This window comes from Aquimarina sp. KJ22-3, assembly GCF_055808215.1.
The window spans coordinates 59,791-76,066 of sequence record NZ_CM147859.1 but is presented as its reverse complement, the minus strand read 5'-3'; the positions used below and the strand labels follow the sequence as shown (position 1 = coordinate 76,066).

Genomic DNA, 16,276 nt, shown 5'->3' with positions numbered 1-16,276 from the left:
TTTGTTCCACGTGGAACAAATTTATTTTACAACTTAGGATGTTCCACGTGGAACATCCTAAGTTTCTCATCTTCTTTTTGTCTCATAAGAGAAGCCTCCTTCTCCGTCTTATCCTTGAAACCACAAAAATGCAACAGTCCATGAACCATCACTCTTCTTAATTCATCTTCTATCGAAACAGCATAGTTTTTTGCATTATCCACAACCCTCTCATGAGAGATAAAAATATCTCCATTTAATAGATTTCCTATGGTATCATCAAAACTTATAATATCCGTATACGTATCATGATCCAAAAACTTCTTATTAATCTCAAGCAGGTATTCATCATCGCAAAAGATATAGCTGATTTCTCCTATATTTTTATCTTCAGAACGAGCAACAACGTCTAACCAATCCATTAATTTAGATTCGTTCAAATGCTCTATGCCTGTCTCGTAATAAAAGTTAATCATTGTCTTTCTTGAAATACTCTTGTACCTTTTTCTTGTAATTTTGCCGCAAAGGTAATACTTGTCTGTTTAATATCTCTGTAGTATTGAAATATTGTTTGGCATTTTCTAATTGAGTCTTTCCGGTATTTTCAAATAACCTTTGATTGGTTTCACTTTCTCTTCGCTCTTCCTCACCTTGCTCAAAAGTAGCGTCTTTAAGTTTCAATAGCTCATGTTTTAAATTCAACATCTTGCTTAATGTTCTTTCATTAAAACCTTTGTCCAACAACTCTTGCTCGACCTGTTCCATTCTACGCAACAACTCACTTCCTTCACCATTACCTTTTCCCAACTTCTCTATTCGATCAGATAATGCATTTCTTAATTCTTGTTGCTTCTTATAGATTTCGTATAGCTCTCCATTCAAATCCTCCTGCAACTTATCCTGTTGACCCTGCCCATTGTTTTGTTCTCCATCGCTATTTCTATTTCCCTTTTTTCCTTCCTTTCCTTTTCCTTGTTCCCCCTCTTTTTGTTCGCCCTGGCTGCCTTCATTTTGTTCTCCTTCTTGCTGACCATTCTTCTTCTCTCCTTTCTTCATACCCTTCTGCATTTGTTCATTCAACTCCCCCTGTTGTTTAATGATATCTGGTAACTGAAATTCATTTTCACCGCTCTGTCCTTTACCTGCAGCAGACATGCTATTTTGCATTTGGTCCAAAGTTCTACTTAACAAATATGCCAGATCATTAGAACCTGTAATTGTGTACTGCTGGTTAGCCGTACCCTGAACTATTTGATTTTCGGCTAAACGCTCTAAGGATTTATCGATATTAAATTCTATATCTGTCAACTTCTGAGTAACGCTTTCTGTAATCTGAGGAGTCCTCAACGCCAAAGCATACAAACTGTCATCTATATGAATAAAATTTTCCCTTAATACACTTTGCCTTCTTAGCTTTGTTGAATAGATTGGGTTGTCTCTATCTATACCTTTGAAGTCCTTCATTAGGTCTTCCTGCCCTAAAGAAAAGTCAATCAGATTATCCAATATTTGTCTTAGCATTTCCATGTCCTCCATCTGCTGTTCTCCTCCTGCCATGTTCATCTGCATCTTCATATTGTTACTCATCTGCTTCATCTTCTGAGCAGCACTTTTTTGATTCTTCTTTGCTTCGTTATTCTTTTTATTCTCTAAATTCTCCTTAGCCTCATTCTGATCTTTTTCTATATCCTGTTCATCTTTTTGATCCATTTTTAGATCCATTGGTTGTTTCAAATCTTTATTGGCCTTTCTCAATTCCTCCAATTCTTTTTGGACATCCTTGAATTCATCATTCAATTTTTCTTGTTCTTCCTTGGTGTTTTCGTCCTCATTTTTCTCAGACAACTTCTCTTGCTTATCAGATAACTCTGATAACTTCTCCACCATTTTTTCATGCTTTTCTGTTACATAATATCGCTTTGTTAACTCCAGTAACTGTTCCAAATTCTTCTTCAGATTCTTGTTTTCCTTACCTAGCTCGTCTAGTTTTTTAGTCAACTCCTCCTTCTGAATTTTATCAGATAACTTTTCTATTTCCTCTAGCAACTTTTCATTCTTCTTTAATCGTTCTTCATTTCTTTCCAGTCTTTCCTTTAATGCATCTTTAAAAGGCTCTTCTTTTTCCTTGTTAAATTCTTCCAAATTATCCTTTAACTGTTTTGAAAAATCCTGCATCATCTTTTCCTGTTCCTTCTGCCTCTTTAGAAAATCTTCCAACTTTCTCTTATCATTAAAATCTAATTCTTTCTTTTCTTTCTGAAGTTTACTAATACTCTTTAACTCCTCTTCTTGCTTTTTGAATTTATCCAACGACTTATTTAATCCTGAAATCGCTTCATTCTGTTTCTGTAATAATTCTTCCTCTTTTTCTATCTCAGTTAACTTTCGAAAATCAAAAACCTGACTTTTTGAACTTTTGTAATTATGTATTACATCGTTATCGAAAACTTCAAAATAGAATTCGTAATTGGCACCATCAACCAACTGCAAATCCCCAGGAAAAGCATAAATGAACTCGTCAAAAACCGAACCTTGTATAGGAAGATTTACTGTTTTTCTATTGTCCAATTCTTCCGTATTATAATACACCAAACGTAAACTACTCAACCCATAATCATCACTTATCCTTCCAGAAAAATACATCGTTCTATTATCCAAAGTATCTTTCTCTGATCTTAAATTAAGCTCTGGATATTGATCTTTTACTACATTTAAAGTAAAGGATAGATTATCATAATTTTTTACATTATCATTAGAGGTAGTAATCTCGTAATCCAGATTAGAGAAAACCTTCATTTCATGATTAAACTCATCTTCATCTCCATTCAAGGAAATGATACTATCTCTAGTTTTGATATCCACCATCTCGGTATTTCTAGTAAACACTGTCCACTTCACTTTTGTTCCTTCTGGTATAGTTGCATTACCAGAACTTTTTAAACTTTCATCCACCTTCTTGGTATACCCTGGATAATCTAAAAACATCGTAAAATCCAAAAGCGCAGGAATAGGAACCACATTTAATGTATATGAATTTGTGCTAATATTATTAGCACTTATCACAAAATCAATCGATTCCTTAGGTTGTACAAAAACATACTCGAACTCACCTACGCCCGTATTCTTCATAAAATACACTTCATCATTATAGGTCAACGTAGCAGTTTCTGGTACAATCTCACCCGTAGTTCTCACCTTAAGTATATAATCCTTATGTTCAAAAGCATTTAATTCTTCATTGACAATAAAGAAACTAAACGGCGCCGGTGGTTCATAAGCAACATTGTAATTTACCACCCGATCGTAGCTATCAGAAATCCAACTTATTCTGTTGATAGCCAATAGAACTAAAAAAATAGTTATAGGAATTGCTGCATATTTCAGGAACTTGATATTTCCTTTAAAATTGATCGCTAATGAAAACGGAATCGGACGTAACTCTTTTGATCTTTGATCTATACTTGCAAGCAATAATGAAGATTCCTCGTTGCTATCTTTAAGCTGTAGAAGATTCAATAATTTATCATCCACTTCAGGAAAATGATTTCCTATAATTGTAGAAGCATCTTTATAATCTATTCCTTTTGCCAGACGAAACAACTTAGCAATAGGTATCAAAATAAACTTAACAAACAAACCAAACTCTACAGCTACAAATAACCAAAACAGAATTGTTCGACCTAACGGGCTTAACCAAAGAAAGTATTCTATCAACATCGTTAAAAAGAAATACAACACTCCTATTGCAAAGAAAAGAATCACTCCCTTTATCAAATCATTGATGTAATACTTCCTTACAAATCCCTCTAACTTATTCTTTATAATATCAAAATTCTCCATAAAACCTTTGTTCTTATGCCAGTAACTTTTAAAACTACAACTTTATTTTTAATAGAATTGTTATATTTATGATAATTCAACCCATTAGCTCCTAATAACTTATGAAAGATCTAAAATATATCACCGCCTACACCATTCCTTTGATGGCTATTATTGGTCTTTTACTACAAGGATATTTTACCTATTTAACCCTAATCTATGCCTTTGGTTTCATACCAATTCTAGAGTTATTTACAGTTGCTTCTACACGTAATGATGATCAACATCTAAAAAAAGAAAAGTCCAAAAACAAACTTTTTGACTGGATGCTCTATCTTAATTTACCTATAGTTTACGGTATCCTATTTGCAACACTTTATGTATGTCATAATACCAATCTTGAAACCTTTGAAATTGTCGGTATCATACTTTCTACCGGAATCGTTCTAGGTACCAATGGTATAAATGTTGGCCATGAATTAGGCCATAGATTCACCAAAGAACGCTTTATCGGAAAAGCACTTCTTCTGCCTTCATTGTATATGCATTTCTATATTGAACATAATTTTGGCCATCATCTTAAAGTAGCTACAAAAGAAGATCCAGCCACCGCCAAATATAACCAACCCGTTTACTTCTTTTGGCTCTCTTCTACCCTAGGTCAATATATAAGCGCATGGCGTATACAGCTCAATTTATTGAAACAAAAGAATCAATCTTTTTTATCTATAAAAAATGATATGCTTTGGTACCTTCTTATACAAGCATCATACCTCTCACTAGCTTATTTATTATTTGATTTTCAAGGGTTAAAAATTGCTTTCTTTAGTGGGATTGTTGGTTTCTTGCTTCTTGAAACCATCAATTACATTGAGCACTATGGATTAAGACGCAATAAAACTTCTTCTGGCAGATATGAAAGAGTAAAAGAGATTCATTCCTGGAATTCTAATCATTCTCTGGGAAGAATTATACTTTACGAATTAACAAGACACAGTGATCATCATCATCGCGCCTCCAAAAAATATCAATTATTAGATCATCATGATCAAAGTCCACAACTACCATTTGGTTATCCTACATCCATGGTACTTTCTCTACTACCTCCCATTTGGTTTATGATAATGAACAAAAGGGTTCCACGTGAAATGAAAACCTCATAATTTCATAATCAAACGGATACACATATCCTCCAAAAAACTCTTTATTTCCCTACGGAAGATTGTATCTTTGTGCATGATTATTTTATGATAATACGACTATCATAAAGCGCATAAAATTACACGATCATGACAAAACAAGTTAGGGTACGATTTGCTCCCAGTCCCACAGGTCCTTTACACATTGGTGGAGTAAGAACCGCTTTATTTAATTATTTATTTGCAAAAAAACAACGGTACATTTATCTTACGTATTGAAGATACCGATCAAAATAGATATGTACCTGGAGCAGAACAATACATAAAAGATGCCTTAAACTGGTGTAACATACCTTATGAAGAAGGTCCAGATAAAGAAGGTTTATTTGGTCCCTATCGTCAAAGTGAAAGAAAAGATCTTTATAAACAATACGCAGATCGTCTATTGCAAAATGGAAAAGCATACTATGCATTTGATACCCCTGAAAGTCTTGATCAACTAAGAAAAGAACACGAAGCCAATAAGAAAACTTTTATTTACAATTGGCATAATAGAAACGAACTCGATAATTCTTTAAGCTTATCTGCAGAAGAGGTTAATAACAAATTAGCATCTGGTATACCTTATGTAATTCGATTCAAATCTCCACAAAACGAAACATTACATCTCAAAGATGAAATAAGAGGAGATATCAAAATAGATACTAACACTTTGGATGACAAAATTTTATTCAAAAGTGATGGTATGCCCACCTATCACCTTGCCAACATCGTAGATGATCATTTGATGGAAATTACCCATGTGATTAGAGGTGAAGAATGGTTACCATCATTAGCGCTTCACTTCATGCTATATGAAGCATTAGAATGGGAAGCTCCCGTTTTTGCTCACCTACCTTTAATTCTAAAACCTGTTGGTAAAGGAAAACTAAGCAAAAGAGATGGTGACAAATTAGGATTCCCTGTATTCCCATTACAGTGGACCGATCCCAAAACCAACGATCTTTCTGCTGGATATCGTGAAGATGGTTATCTTCCTGAAGCCGTAGTAAACATGCTTGCCTTTTTGGGTTGGAATCCTGGAACCGAGCAAGAACTTTTCTCCCTAGATGAGTTGATTCAACAATTTGATCTTTCAAGAGTGAACAAAGCCGGGGCCAAATTTGATCCAGAAAAAACCAAATGGTTTCAACAACAACACTTACAAAGACTAGATAATTCTGAACTGGTAAGTGCATTCAAAACCATATTAGAGCATAAAAAGATCACTACCGATGCTCCTATTGAAACAGTAATTGAAGCAGTAAAAGAAAGAGCGGTATTTGTAAATGATCTCTGGGAACTGTCCTCCTACTTCTTTTTGCCACCTACTCAATACGATGAAAAAGCAACGAAGAAGGCATGGAAAGAAGATACAGCTCACCTCATGCACGAACTAACTCGGATACTTAGCGATATTGATGACTTTACTCAGGACAATGTTTCCCAAATCGTAAAAGCATGGATTACTGGAAAGGAAATAGGTTTTGGAAAAATAATGATGCCTTTACGGGTAGCTCTAGTCGGATCATTGCAAGGAGCGGATCTATTTCTGATCGCTTCTGTAATTGGTAAAAAACAGACTATATACCGAATTGAAAGCGCCATAGAACAGCTTTAAAACGCTAAGTTTAGCGATGCCATTTTTGTAGTTCCACAGCGAACATATGTAACGTTTTGTAAAAAACTTACACATATATAATACTATAATCAACAAAAACTACAGCAATGGCAAAAACATTTAGAGTACTAAAACTATCCAATGTATGGTCGACCGAAAAGCTAAGGAAAGAGGTTGAAGATACCCTTAATCGTGTTTCAAAAGATGGTTGGGAAGTAGTTTCGGTAGCATTTGGTTCAAGTAATGCACAAATTGCCACTGCTATGATTACCATTTCAAAATAGTGTATTGCTATACATTTATTTTGTAAATTCATTTACATAACTATTAACTTTAATCTGAAAAAACAATGGGTATATTATTAATTCCGGTACTAATTTTTGGTTTTATTGTTTTGTTCTCCTCATTCTTTGTAGTGAAACAACAAACCTCTGCCGTGGTAGAACGTTTTGGAAAGTTTTTGAGCTTCCGTAATTCAGGACTCCAAATGAAAATTCCAATAGTCGATCGTATCGCTGGTAGAATCAATTTAAGAATTCAACAGCTTGATGTAATCGTTGAAACGAAGACAAAAGATGATGTGTTTGTACGTTTAAAAATTTCTGTACAGTTTCAAGTTATTAAAGAAAAAGTATATGATGCTTTCTATAAACTAGAAAACCCACATGATCAAATTACCTCATATGTTTTTGATGTTGTACGTGCAGAAGTTCCAAAAATGAAACTGGACGATGTTTTTGAAAGAAAAGATGACATCGCTATTGCGGTAAAAGCAGAATTAAATGAAGCGATGATCAATTACGGATATGATATCATAAAAACTCTTGTAACTGACATTGATCCTGATTTACAAGTTAAAGAAGCTATGAACCGTATTAATGCTGCGGAACGTGAAAAGATTGCTGCAGAATATGAAGCCGAAGCTGAGCGAATCAAAATTGTAGCAAAAGCACGTGCTGAAGCCGAAAGTAAACGATTACAAGGACAAGGTATCGCCGATCAGCGTAGAGAAATTGCAAGAGGATTGGAAGAAAGTGTAGACGTTCTAAACAATGTAGGTATCAATTCTCAAGAAGCTTCAGCTCTAATTGTAGTTACTCAACATTATGATACTTTACAATCTATAGGAGAAGAAACCAACAGTAATTTAATATTACTTCCAAATTCTCCTCAAGCAGGAAGTGATATGTTAAACAACATGATTGCTTCTTTTACAGCTTCCAATCAAATTGGTGAAGAAATGAAAAGACAAAATGCGGCTAAAGGAATCACCAGAAAGAAAAAACCTGGAACCGATGAATAACATTTTTTTGTCATAAAAATCAACCCGACTTACAAACATAAGTCGGGTTTTTTATTTTTTTGTTGCAAACTTCTGAAAACGGGTTTATTTTTGTTAAAAAATCATTTACAGCGTTTTTAGCACAGTTTTTGATTTTCCAATATAGATTTACATGCTATTATTTTTTTAATCGTTTAGAAAGCTTTATTTAACGTTGTTTTTAATAAGAAAAAGTGATAAATATTGTAAATTTATAAATAAAATTTATAGTCGTAAACTTAACAATTTTTATAAAACATAGTCCCATGAAAAATTACTTTTTACTGTTACTTTTAATTACAGGGAGTGTTTTTTCGCAAAACGTAAACACTCTTAAAAAAACTGCACTTAGAGATGCCAAAGCAACATCAAAAGCATCTGTTGATAGAAATTTAAGTCAAATGCTTAAATATACCCATCCAAATATTTTTAAAGCTTTTGGCGAAGAGCAACTGATGGAAACCATGAATGACAATTTCAGAACCATGGATGCTCAAAACATCAAAGTCAAAAAATCCAAAATCGACGAAATTGCAGAACTTAAAAAAGAAGGAAAAGAATATAGATGTCTGATAAAGAATACCGTAGAAATGGACTTTAGTGGTAGATCCGTAGTGATAAAAGGTTCTTTATTCGGGTTTTATGATTCCAAAAAATCACAATGGTACTTTGTAGAATCTAACAAATTAATAGATGATCCGGATACTCAAAAATTGTTTCCAAATTTCAAAACAGATATTGATATACCTCTTGATGAACATATTGCAGAAAACTAATAAAAAGCCCTCTATTTGAGGGCTTTTCTTTTTTAGTTAATACTATATTTTTTGGCAATTTCTTTAGCTTCCGTTTGTAGTAATTCGTTGCTATCTTCTACTCCTTTCTGAATAAATGCTATTGCCAATTCATCTGGCTTCATATTCTTGGTTTCAAGCACTATACCCAACGCAATTGTAGTAGCAATACGGGTTCCTACCTTTTTTGCCGCTGTGTTATATAGCGGAATCAACTCATCAATTTCAACTTTTTTTGCTGCCTCAATGATCTTATTTTTTAGCACTACTCTCTTCTCTTCGGGTAAATTAGTGTACTTCTTCCCTGCTCTCTTTACCTCTTCTATAGCAGGAACCTCTCTCTGCTGATTTTGAGCTGGTTTATTGGTGCTATTTTGGGATGGTACAGGTTTAGCCTTTGCCCAAGTATCTCTTAATCCTACAGTCTTATTAAATACCAAAAGATCACCAGAACTATCAGGATCAACATTAAAATATCCTAGTCTTTGAAATTGAAATTGCTCCAACGGTTGAACCTCTTTCAAGCTAGGTTCTACATACCCTGTTATGATCTTAAGGGACTCAGGATTAAGGAACTCCATAAAGTCTTTATCCTTATGTCCTGCAGGTGCTTCATCATTAAATAATCGATCATATACCCTTATTTCTGCAGGTACCGCATGTGCCATAGATACCCAATGTAAAGTTCCTTTTACATTGCGCTTAGATGCTTCTGTACCACTACCCGATTTGCTTTCTGGATCATATGTACAATGGATTTCGATGATGTTTCCTTCATCATCTTTTACCACACTTTCTCCCTTAATGATATATGCATTTTTTAAACGAACTTCCTTACCTAAAGTAAGTCTAAAAAACTTTCGACTTGCTTCTTCCTTGAAGTCCTCTTTTTCTATATATAACTCTCTAGAAAACGGAACTTTTCTAGATCCTGCACTATCATCTTCAGGGTTATTTTCTGCTTCCAACCACTCCTCTTGTCCTTCAGGATAATTCGTGATTACCAGTTTTACTGGATTCATAACCGCCATTACTCTTGGCGCTATTTTATTAAGATCTTCTCTTACACAAAATTCTAACAAAGAAACATCGATAACATTTTCTCGCTTGGCCACTCCTACTGTTTCCACAAATTTACGTATCGAAGCTGGAGTATATCCACGCCTTCTAAGACCAGAAATCGTAGGCATTCTTGGATCATCCCATCCTTTGACAATACCCTCTTCTACCAGTTTAAGGAGCTTTCGCTTACTCATAATGGTATAACTCAAATTAAGCCTGGCAAACTCCCGCTGTTTGGGTCTTATATTCTCACTATACACCTGATCCAGAAACCAGTCATATAGTTTTCTATGAGGTTTAAACTCCAAAGAACATAAGGAATGAGATATATTCTCAATATAATCGCTCTCTCCATGTGTCCAATCATACATAGGATAGATACACCACTCATCACCTGTTCTGTGATGTGATTTTTTAAGGATACGATACATTAATGGATCCCTCATTAACATGTTTGGATCAGCCATGTCAATTTTGGCACGAACTACATGTTCTCCTTCATCAAATTCTCCATTTTTCATCCGTTCAAAAAGATCCAAATTTTCGGCTACAGACCGGTCTCTATAAGGACTATTTGTTCCAGGTTCTGTCGTTGTACCTTTTTGCTCTGCAATAGCTTCTGCAGTTTGAGAATCCACATACGCCTTACCCTCTTTAATTAACTGAACTGTCCAGTCATACAACTGTTGAAAATAATCAGAAGAATAGCATTCTCTATCCCATGTATAGCCCAACCAGGCAATATCTTCTTTAATTGCATCTACATATTCCTGCTCTTCTTTTGCAGGATTGGTATCGTCAAACCTAAGATTGACAGGAGCATTATATTTTAATCCCAAACCAAAACTTATTCCTATAGCTTTGGTATGTCCTATATGCAGATATCCGTTAGGTTCTGGTGGAAAACGGAAACGCAAATTGTTGGTATCCATTCCATTTTCAAGATCCTCTTCTATAATATGCTCTATAAAATTGAGCGATTTCTTCTCTTCAGTCATTACAAAGTAAATAAACCACAAAACTACAAATTCTTATCCTGCTTCACTACATCAAAAAACCTTTAATTACATTATTTTAAATATGATCACATCCATGCGATAACCAGAATTTTTGACTCGAATATTAATAAAGATTCCTTTACCTTTGTCAAAAACATCTGTGGGAATAATTAAACTGAAAAACATCAAGATATATGCCTATCATGGATGTCTTGTTGAGGAAAAAAATAGGATCTGACTATAGGGTTGATCTTAAAATTAAAGCAGATTTAACTCAATCTGCAGGGTCAGACCGTTTGGTGGATACTGTAGATTATGTGCATTTAAATCATATTGTAAAAGAAGAAATGGCTATACGATCTAAGCTCTTAGAACATGCCGCAGAACGAATATTAGTCAGAATACTCAAAGAATTACCCCTGGTTGAAAAAGCAACAGTAGATGTTTCAAAAATTAATCCACCCATTGGAGGAAATGTTGAAATGGTTACTATAACCCGAAGTAAAAATCGTTAACTTTGTACTTTCGTTATATTGGAATGCAGTTTTAATGCAATTTCTTACTAAGAAATAATAAATTTTTTTACATTTGCCTTCCAACCAAAAACTGGTGTCGTGGCCGAGTGGCTAGGCAGTGGTCTGCAACACCATCTACAGCGGTTCGAATCCGCTCGACACCTCAAAAATCCTGTACATTTTGTACGGGATTTTTTAGTTAAAAGCAGGAGCTTCTGGAGTTATTTTTTCTATTTCATTTTGTATTCTCTCCTCCATGGTATCTGGTAAAACTCCTTTTAATATCAAAAACACTCCAAAAACAACCATCAAAATACTAATTACTCTTTTGGTCATATATGTTCTTTTTGGAGTCAATTTTCTTTTTAAGCGTTTGGCTAATAACATTTTAAACACGTCAATAAACAAATACGTACCTAGAACTATACCGAAGAAATACAATATTCTATTGGTATTCATATCCAATTGTGGTCCAATAACAATGATAATACTTAGCCAAAAACCTAATACTCCGATATTGATAAAATTGAGCAAAAACCCTTTTACAAAGAGCATCAAGTAATTCTGTTTATTGATTATTTCTACCGAAGTATCTCGAAGTTTATTATAGTTTTTACGCTCCTGAATAAAAGAAATTACTCCGTAGGTAGCTAACAACATCCCACCAAAAATAAATAACGCAGGATCATCTTTAATTTTTTCAAGAATTTGATTGGTACTAAAATATGCGATAAGAATAAAGACAATATCAGCAAAAATTACACCCAGATCCAAGGCTAATGCAGCTCGAAAACCTTTAATAGCCGCTGTTTCTAAAAGCACAAAAAAAACAGGCCCAATCAAAAAGGCTAATAAAAATCCTAATGGTATTGCGGCCTGAGCATCTTGAAGCATATGATAAGTGTGTCTATACTACAAAGGTAAAAAAACTACTTAGTTAACTTCTATGATTTTACCTCCCAATAATTTTTGAGTATCCATTTCTGTAGGATTCCCAAAAATCCTAATGGTACCTCCAGCATTGGTATTGGCTTTGATGTACTTTCTGGCAAATACTTCGGCAGTTCCTCCCGCGCTTACTCTTACCTGTACTTCGTTACTTTCAAGCTCACTAGCGTAATATTGCCCACCAGAGTTAATTACGATTTCCTGCTCTTTTGCTTCACCTTCCAGATCAATTTCTCCACCTGTTACCGCTTTTCCGTACACAAAATTGGCATCTACTTTCCCAATGACCTTTCCACCTTCTTGTGCACGGATATCTAAATCTCTTGATTTGATAACATCCTTGGCGATAATCCTGGCACCTTCATTGGCATCAATCTTTTCAATTTGTTTATAATACACGATTACTTTGGTGTTGTTATTATCCCAAATATTATCTACAAACATTCGTATTTTCAATAGATCATCTTTCAGAACCACATCTACTTCGCGTCTTTTTATTCCGGTTATTTCAACCTTATTTTCATCACTCTCCACCAAGGTTACACTGATTTTATCAAATACCTTTAGTTCGGTAAAATCTCCAATGTTTTTGGTCACTACATCCTGAGCATTTATCGAGAGTAATGGTAACCATACCCATAAAAAAAGAATCTTTTTCATATCAAAAATATTTTAAGATTTGTGTGTTATTATCTATTGAATTTTATTCTACCTCTTCTTTACTTCCGATAAGTGTAAAATCCAGATGCCTTTTGACCAAATCAGCACTTTTTACCTTCACATAAACTTCATCTCCTAGTTGGTAAACTTTCTTTGAAGTCTGACCTACTACCGCATATTCGTCTTGGTCAAATACATAATGATCATCATTCATATCACGTAATCTGATCATTCCTTCACATTTGTTGCTGATAATTTCTACATAAATACCCCACTCGGTAACTCCAGAAATTACACCCAAAAAATGCTCGTCTTCATGATCTTTCATGAACTTGATCTGCATGTATTTAATAGAATCTCTTTCTGCATTTGCAGCAAGGTTTTCCATACTACTGCTGTGATTACACTTTTCTTCGTATTCTTCTTCAGCAACAGATTTTCCATTATCCAGATAATGTTGCAGCAAACGATGTGCCATAACATCAGGATATCTTCTAATCGGCGATGTAAAATGCGAATAATAGTCAAATGCTAATCCATAATGCCCAATATTATGGGTAGTATATTCCGCTTTGCTCATACTTCTAATAGCAAGCGTATCTACAAGGTTTTGTTCTTTTCTACCTTGCACATCCTTTAATAAACCATTTAAAGATTTTGTGGTAGTTTTTCGGTCTCTTAAATCTAATTTATATCCAAATCTCCCAATGATGTTTTGTAGTGCTGCTAACTTTTCGTCGTCCGGTTCGTCGTGTACTCGATACACAAAGGTTTTCTTTGGATTTTGTTTTCCGATGAATTCTGCGACTTTTTTATTAGCAAGTAACATAAACTCCTCGATTAACTTATTAGCGTCCTTAGAAGTCTTAAAAAAGACTCCTGTAGGTTCGTTATCGTTGTTTAAAGAGAACCGTACTTCTACTTTATCAAAAGAAATAGCTCCATGTTTCATTCGTTTGGAGCGCATGATTTTGGCCAATTCATCTAATTTAAGAATCGCTTCTTTTATCTTATCATCCGCTGCATAGCTTTTCCCGGTAAGTGAAATTTCTTCAGGAATACCACTTTCTTTGGTCTCTATGATATGTTGCGCTTCCTCGTAAGCAAAACGTGCATCAGAGTAGGTTACTGTTCTACCAAACCATTGATTTTTGATTTCTGCCTTATCGTTAAGCTCAAAAACTGCAGAAAATGTATACTTTTCTTCATGAGGTCTTAAAGAACATGCATTATTAGATAAAATCTCTGGTAACATCGGTACTACTCTATCTACCAGGTATACAGAAGTTGCTCTTTCGTAAGCTTCATCATCAAGAATTGATCCTGGCTTTACGTAATGTGATACATCTGCAATGTGAATACCAATTTCGTAGTTTCCATTCTCCAGAATTTCAAAAGATAAAGCATCATCAAAATCTTTGGCATCTTTCGGGTCAATGGTAAACGTTAAGATATCTCTCATATCTCTTCGTTTCTTGATTTCAGATTCCTGAATACTCGTATCTAATTGATTGGCAAATTCTTCGACTTCCTCGGGAAATTCATAAGGTAACCCATACTGAGCTAAAATTGCATGGATTTCGGTATGATGTTCTCCTGGTTTACCCAGAACTTTTACTACTTTACCAAAAGGTGATTCTGCATTATCAGGCCAATCTTCTAACTTTACCAATACCTTATCCCCATGTTCAGACTTGCCTATTTTATTCTTCGGTACAAAAATATCGGTATACATTTTACCATCCTGAACATTTACAAAACCATAATTTTTTTGTAGCTCAATAACTCCTACAAACTCATTTCTTTTACGATTAATAATTCTTGTAATTTCTCCTTCGCTTTTCCCTCTTCTCTTTCTACGGTACACATATACCTCTACTTCGTCTCCGTCTAATGCTTTGTTTAAATTATTATTTGGAATAAAAATATCGTCTTCAAGATCCTCTACCACTACATATCCAGTTCCTTTTGCGGTGATCTCTAATCTACCTGTAAATGTATTTATATTAGGAATGATCTTAAACTTACCTCGCTCTACTTCTTCAATTTGTTTCTTTGCCGCTAATTGGGCTAACTTCTTGATAATCTGATTTCTACTACTGGCATCATTTACACCGAATTTAGCACCTATTTGTTTGTAATTAAAAGTTTTATGAGGTTCTGATTTAAGTATTTTGAGTATTCCTTGGGTGATATTCTCTATTTTGGGAGACTTTTTTCTTCTTCTACTCTTTCTTTTCATTAATGTCAATTATGTTATATCTGATAAAAGTACTGTTTATTGTTAAAGATCTATAATTTTAGGTTTAAACTTTTTATTAATCATTGCATTCTCTTTATGTTTAACCTTAAAAAAATGTATTATCTGTAAATCAGTAGTTTATATTTATATTTTCTAAACAATTTCCTGCTTTTATCTTAAAAATTACTTAATTTTATTTTACTATACTAAACAGTCATAGATTGCTGTTTCTATATAACGATGGCTAAAATCAAAAAAGTACATAAAGTAATATTCCTTTTCGTTCTAATATTCTTATTAGGAGTGTATTCTTTTAGTTTATATATCAGTAATACCCTGGATAAAAAAAATGAAACAATCAACGAATCAGAGATAAATGGTTCTGCAACATTTGGAGAAGAGACTCTAGAGATCAATTAATGATCAGTAGTTTATCTCATTTTATCACTACTTTACTGATCCCTTTTTCTTATTTCGTATATTTAGCTATTGATTTTCTTTTAATGAAAGACTTTATTATTGTAAAAACCTTTACTTACCCCTATGAATACGCTATATTGAAGCTTCTTCTAGATAGAGAAGGCATATCGTATTTCTTCGAGAATGAAACAATGATCGGCGTTTTTCCTTTTTACTCCAACGCTCTGGGAGGAATCAATCTCAAAGTTCATCAAAGAGACAAAGAAAGAGTACTACAAATCATAGACGACTTAAATACCAATTCATATCTACGAATTGTATAAGAACATTCTTTATTTTCAATTTTTAAATTCAAAGATACTTTTCAACATATATTTAATATATCTTTTTTCTTTTTTGAAATTTAAAATTAATAATGATACTTATGATGTAGTGTGAATAGCGGTATAACTTTTTTAAGTTTTTTTTGCTTTTTTCTTTTTTTGAAATTTTCAGAAACATATAAACAAGATATCAATATGATAATTGCTTGAAAATGTAATAGAAATAAAAAATAATCAACAGTTGTTAATAGCATATTCACAGGTATAATATTTAATAGTTTTTCAAAAAAACGGGAGTTCATAACATTAATTTAATGTTTGAAAACTCAACCAAAAAAAATGAATTTATTGTTTTGAAAATTGCAGATGCCTCTTGTATTCTAATAAAAAATCAAA

General features: G+C 33.7%; 12 protein-coding genes, 1 tRNA gene and 2 pseudogenes. 9 read left to right on the top strand and 6 right to left on the bottom strand.

All coding sequences use genetic code 11. The annotated features are described in order from the left end of the window. Positions 1-26: 26 nt before the first annotated feature. Positions 27-455 (bottom strand): rRNA maturation RNase YbeY, encoded by a 429-nt coding sequence (gene ybeY, locus AC0L3Q_RS00350; RefSeq protein WP_473284095.1) that lies wholly within the window; start codon positions 453-455, stop codon positions 27-29. Then, a complete protein-coding gene (locus AC0L3Q_RS00345; protein ID WP_473284093.1) occupies positions 448-3,819 on the bottom strand; it encodes a hypothetical protein in 3,372 nt (1,123 codons plus the stop codon). Before AC0L3Q_RS00345 ends, ybeY begins: the two co-directional genes overlap by 8 nt. Before the next feature lie 101 nt (positions 3,820-3,920). Here AC0L3Q_RS00345 and AC0L3Q_RS00340 point away from each other — a divergent pair, with 101 nt between their 5' ends. The 5 genes and pseudogenes from AC0L3Q_RS00340 to AC0L3Q_RS00320 all read left to right on the top strand — a co-directional run bounded on the left by AC0L3Q_RS00340 (position 3,921) and on the right by AC0L3Q_RS00320 (position 8,694). Beyond that, complete coding sequence (locus AC0L3Q_RS00340) at positions 3,921-4,961, top strand: alkane 1-monooxygenase (RefSeq protein WP_473284091.1); 1,041 nt, start codon at positions 3,921-3,923, stop codon at positions 4,959-4,961. 126 nt (positions 4,962-5,087) lie between these two features. Continuing rightward, a pseudogene (gltX, locus tag AC0L3Q_RS00335) lies at positions 5,088-6,597 on the top strand (glutamate--tRNA ligase). Between the two features lie 107 nt (positions 6,598-6,704). After that, positions 6,705-6,881 (top strand): hypothetical protein, encoded by a 177-nt coding sequence (locus AC0L3Q_RS00330; protein ID WP_473284090.1) that lies wholly within the window; start codon positions 6,705-6,707, stop codon positions 6,879-6,881. Between the two features lie 65 nt (positions 6,882-6,946). After that, positions 6,947-7,900, top strand: coding sequence for an SPFH domain-containing protein (locus tag AC0L3Q_RS00325; RefSeq protein WP_473284089.1), 954 nt, complete (start codon positions 6,947-6,949; stop codon positions 7,898-7,900). 284 nt (positions 7,901-8,184) lie between these two features. After that, positions 8,185-8,694 carry a hypothetical protein gene (locus AC0L3Q_RS00320; protein WP_473284088.1) on the top strand — a complete coding sequence of 170 codons (510 nt, stop codon included), beginning with the start codon at positions 8,185-8,187 and terminating at the stop codon, positions 8,692-8,694. 32 nt (positions 8,695-8,726) lie between these two features. On the opposite strand, the gene AC0L3Q_RS00315 is transcribed toward AC0L3Q_RS00320, so the two are convergent. Next, entirely contained in the window at positions 8,727-10,772 is a 2,046-nt protein-coding gene (locus AC0L3Q_RS00315) for a glutamine--tRNA ligase/YqeY domain fusion protein (RefSeq protein WP_473284086.1), read from the bottom strand. Positions 10,773-10,932: 160 nt separating this feature from the next. Between AC0L3Q_RS00315 and folB the strand changes: the two are divergent. Both folB and AC0L3Q_RS00305 read left to right on the top strand, forming a co-directional pair. Next, a pseudogene (gene folB, locus AC0L3Q_RS00310) lies at positions 10,933-11,287 on the top strand (dihydroneopterin aldolase). Between the two features lie 93 nt (positions 11,288-11,380). Beyond that, positions 11,381-11,451 (top strand) — tRNA-Cys (locus tag AC0L3Q_RS00305). Positions 11,452-11,482: 31 nt separating this feature from the next. Here the strand turns inward: AC0L3Q_RS00305 and AC0L3Q_RS00300 are convergent. Genes AC0L3Q_RS00300 through rnr form a run of 3 tightly spaced genes read right to left on the bottom strand, consistent with a single transcriptional unit; the run spans position 11,483 to position 15,137 of the window. After that, complete coding sequence (locus AC0L3Q_RS00300) at positions 11,483-12,181, bottom strand: LysE family translocator (RefSeq protein ID WP_473284085.1); 699 nt, start codon at positions 12,179-12,181, stop codon at positions 11,483-11,485. 39 nt (positions 12,182-12,220) lie between these two features. After that, positions 12,221-12,895: a head GIN domain-containing protein gene (locus AC0L3Q_RS00295; RefSeq protein WP_473284083.1), complete on the bottom strand. Its 675-nt coding sequence runs from the start codon at positions 12,893-12,895 to the stop codon at positions 12,221-12,223. Between the two features lie 43 nt (positions 12,896-12,938). After that, on the bottom strand, positions 12,939-15,137 hold the full coding sequence (rnr, locus tag AC0L3Q_RS00290) for a ribonuclease R (protein WP_473284082.1): 2,199 nt from the start codon (positions 15,135-15,137) through the stop codon (positions 12,939-12,941). Between the two features lie 240 nt (positions 15,138-15,377). Between rnr and AC0L3Q_RS00285 the strand changes: the two genes are divergently transcribed. Both AC0L3Q_RS00285 and AC0L3Q_RS00280 read left to right on the top strand, forming a co-directional pair. Further along, positions 15,378-15,557, top strand: a complete 180-nt coding sequence (locus tag AC0L3Q_RS00285) for a hypothetical protein (RefSeq protein ID WP_473284081.1) — start codon at positions 15,378-15,380, stop codon at positions 15,555-15,557. 83 nt (positions 15,558-15,640) lie between these two features. Further along, positions 15,641-15,880, top strand: a complete 240-nt coding sequence (locus tag AC0L3Q_RS00280) for a DUF2007 domain-containing protein (protein WP_473284080.1) — start codon at positions 15,641-15,643, stop codon at positions 15,878-15,880. Positions 15,881-16,276: the final 396 nt, after the last annotated feature.

What these genes read in the sequence shown, in the direction of transcription:
- AC0L3Q_RS00300 (WP_473284085.1), bottom strand. Translation starts at nt 12,181, where the DNA reads ATGCTTCAAGATGCTCAGGCCGCAATACCATTAGGATTTTTATTAGCC.
- AC0L3Q_RS00280 (WP_473284080.1), top strand. Translation starts at nt 15,641, where the DNA reads ATGAAAGACTTTATTATTGTAAAAACCTTTACTTACCCCTATGAATAC.
- AC0L3Q_RS00295 (WP_473284083.1), bottom strand. Translation starts at nt 12,895, where the DNA reads ATGAAAAAGATTCTTTTTTTATGGGTATGGTTACCATTACTCTCGATA.
- AC0L3Q_RS00325 (WP_473284089.1), top strand. Translation starts at nt 6,947, where the DNA reads ATGGGTATATTATTAATTCCGGTACTAATTTTTGGTTTTATTGTTTTG.
- AC0L3Q_RS00285 (WP_473284081.1), top strand. Translation starts at nt 15,378, where the DNA reads ATGGCTAAAATCAAAAAAGTACATAAAGTAATATTCCTTTTCGTTCTA.
- AC0L3Q_RS00315 (WP_473284086.1), bottom strand. Translation starts at nt 10,772, where the DNA reads ATGACTGAAGAGAAGAAATCGCTCAATTTTATAGAGCATATTATAGAA.
- AC0L3Q_RS00320 (WP_473284088.1), top strand. Translation starts at nt 8,185, where the DNA reads ATGAAAAATTACTTTTTACTGTTACTTTTAATTACAGGGAGTGTTTTT.
- AC0L3Q_RS00340 (WP_473284091.1), top strand. Translation starts at nt 3,921, where the DNA reads ATGAAAGATCTAAAATATATCACCGCCTACACCATTCCTTTGATGGCT.
- rnr (WP_473284082.1), bottom strand. Translation starts at nt 15,137, where the DNA reads ATGAAAAGAAAGAGTAGAAGAAGAAAAAAGTCTCCCAAAATAGAGAAT.
- ybeY (WP_473284095.1), bottom strand. Translation starts at nt 455, where the DNA reads ATGATTAACTTTTATTACGAGACAGGCATAGAGCATTTGAACGAATCT.
- AC0L3Q_RS00330 (WP_473284090.1), top strand. Translation starts at nt 6,705, where the DNA reads ATGGCAAAAACATTTAGAGTACTAAAACTATCCAATGTATGGTCGACC.
- AC0L3Q_RS00345 (WP_473284093.1), bottom strand. Translation starts at nt 3,819, where the DNA reads ATGGAGAATTTTGATATTATAAAGAATAAGTTAGAGGGATTTGTAAGG.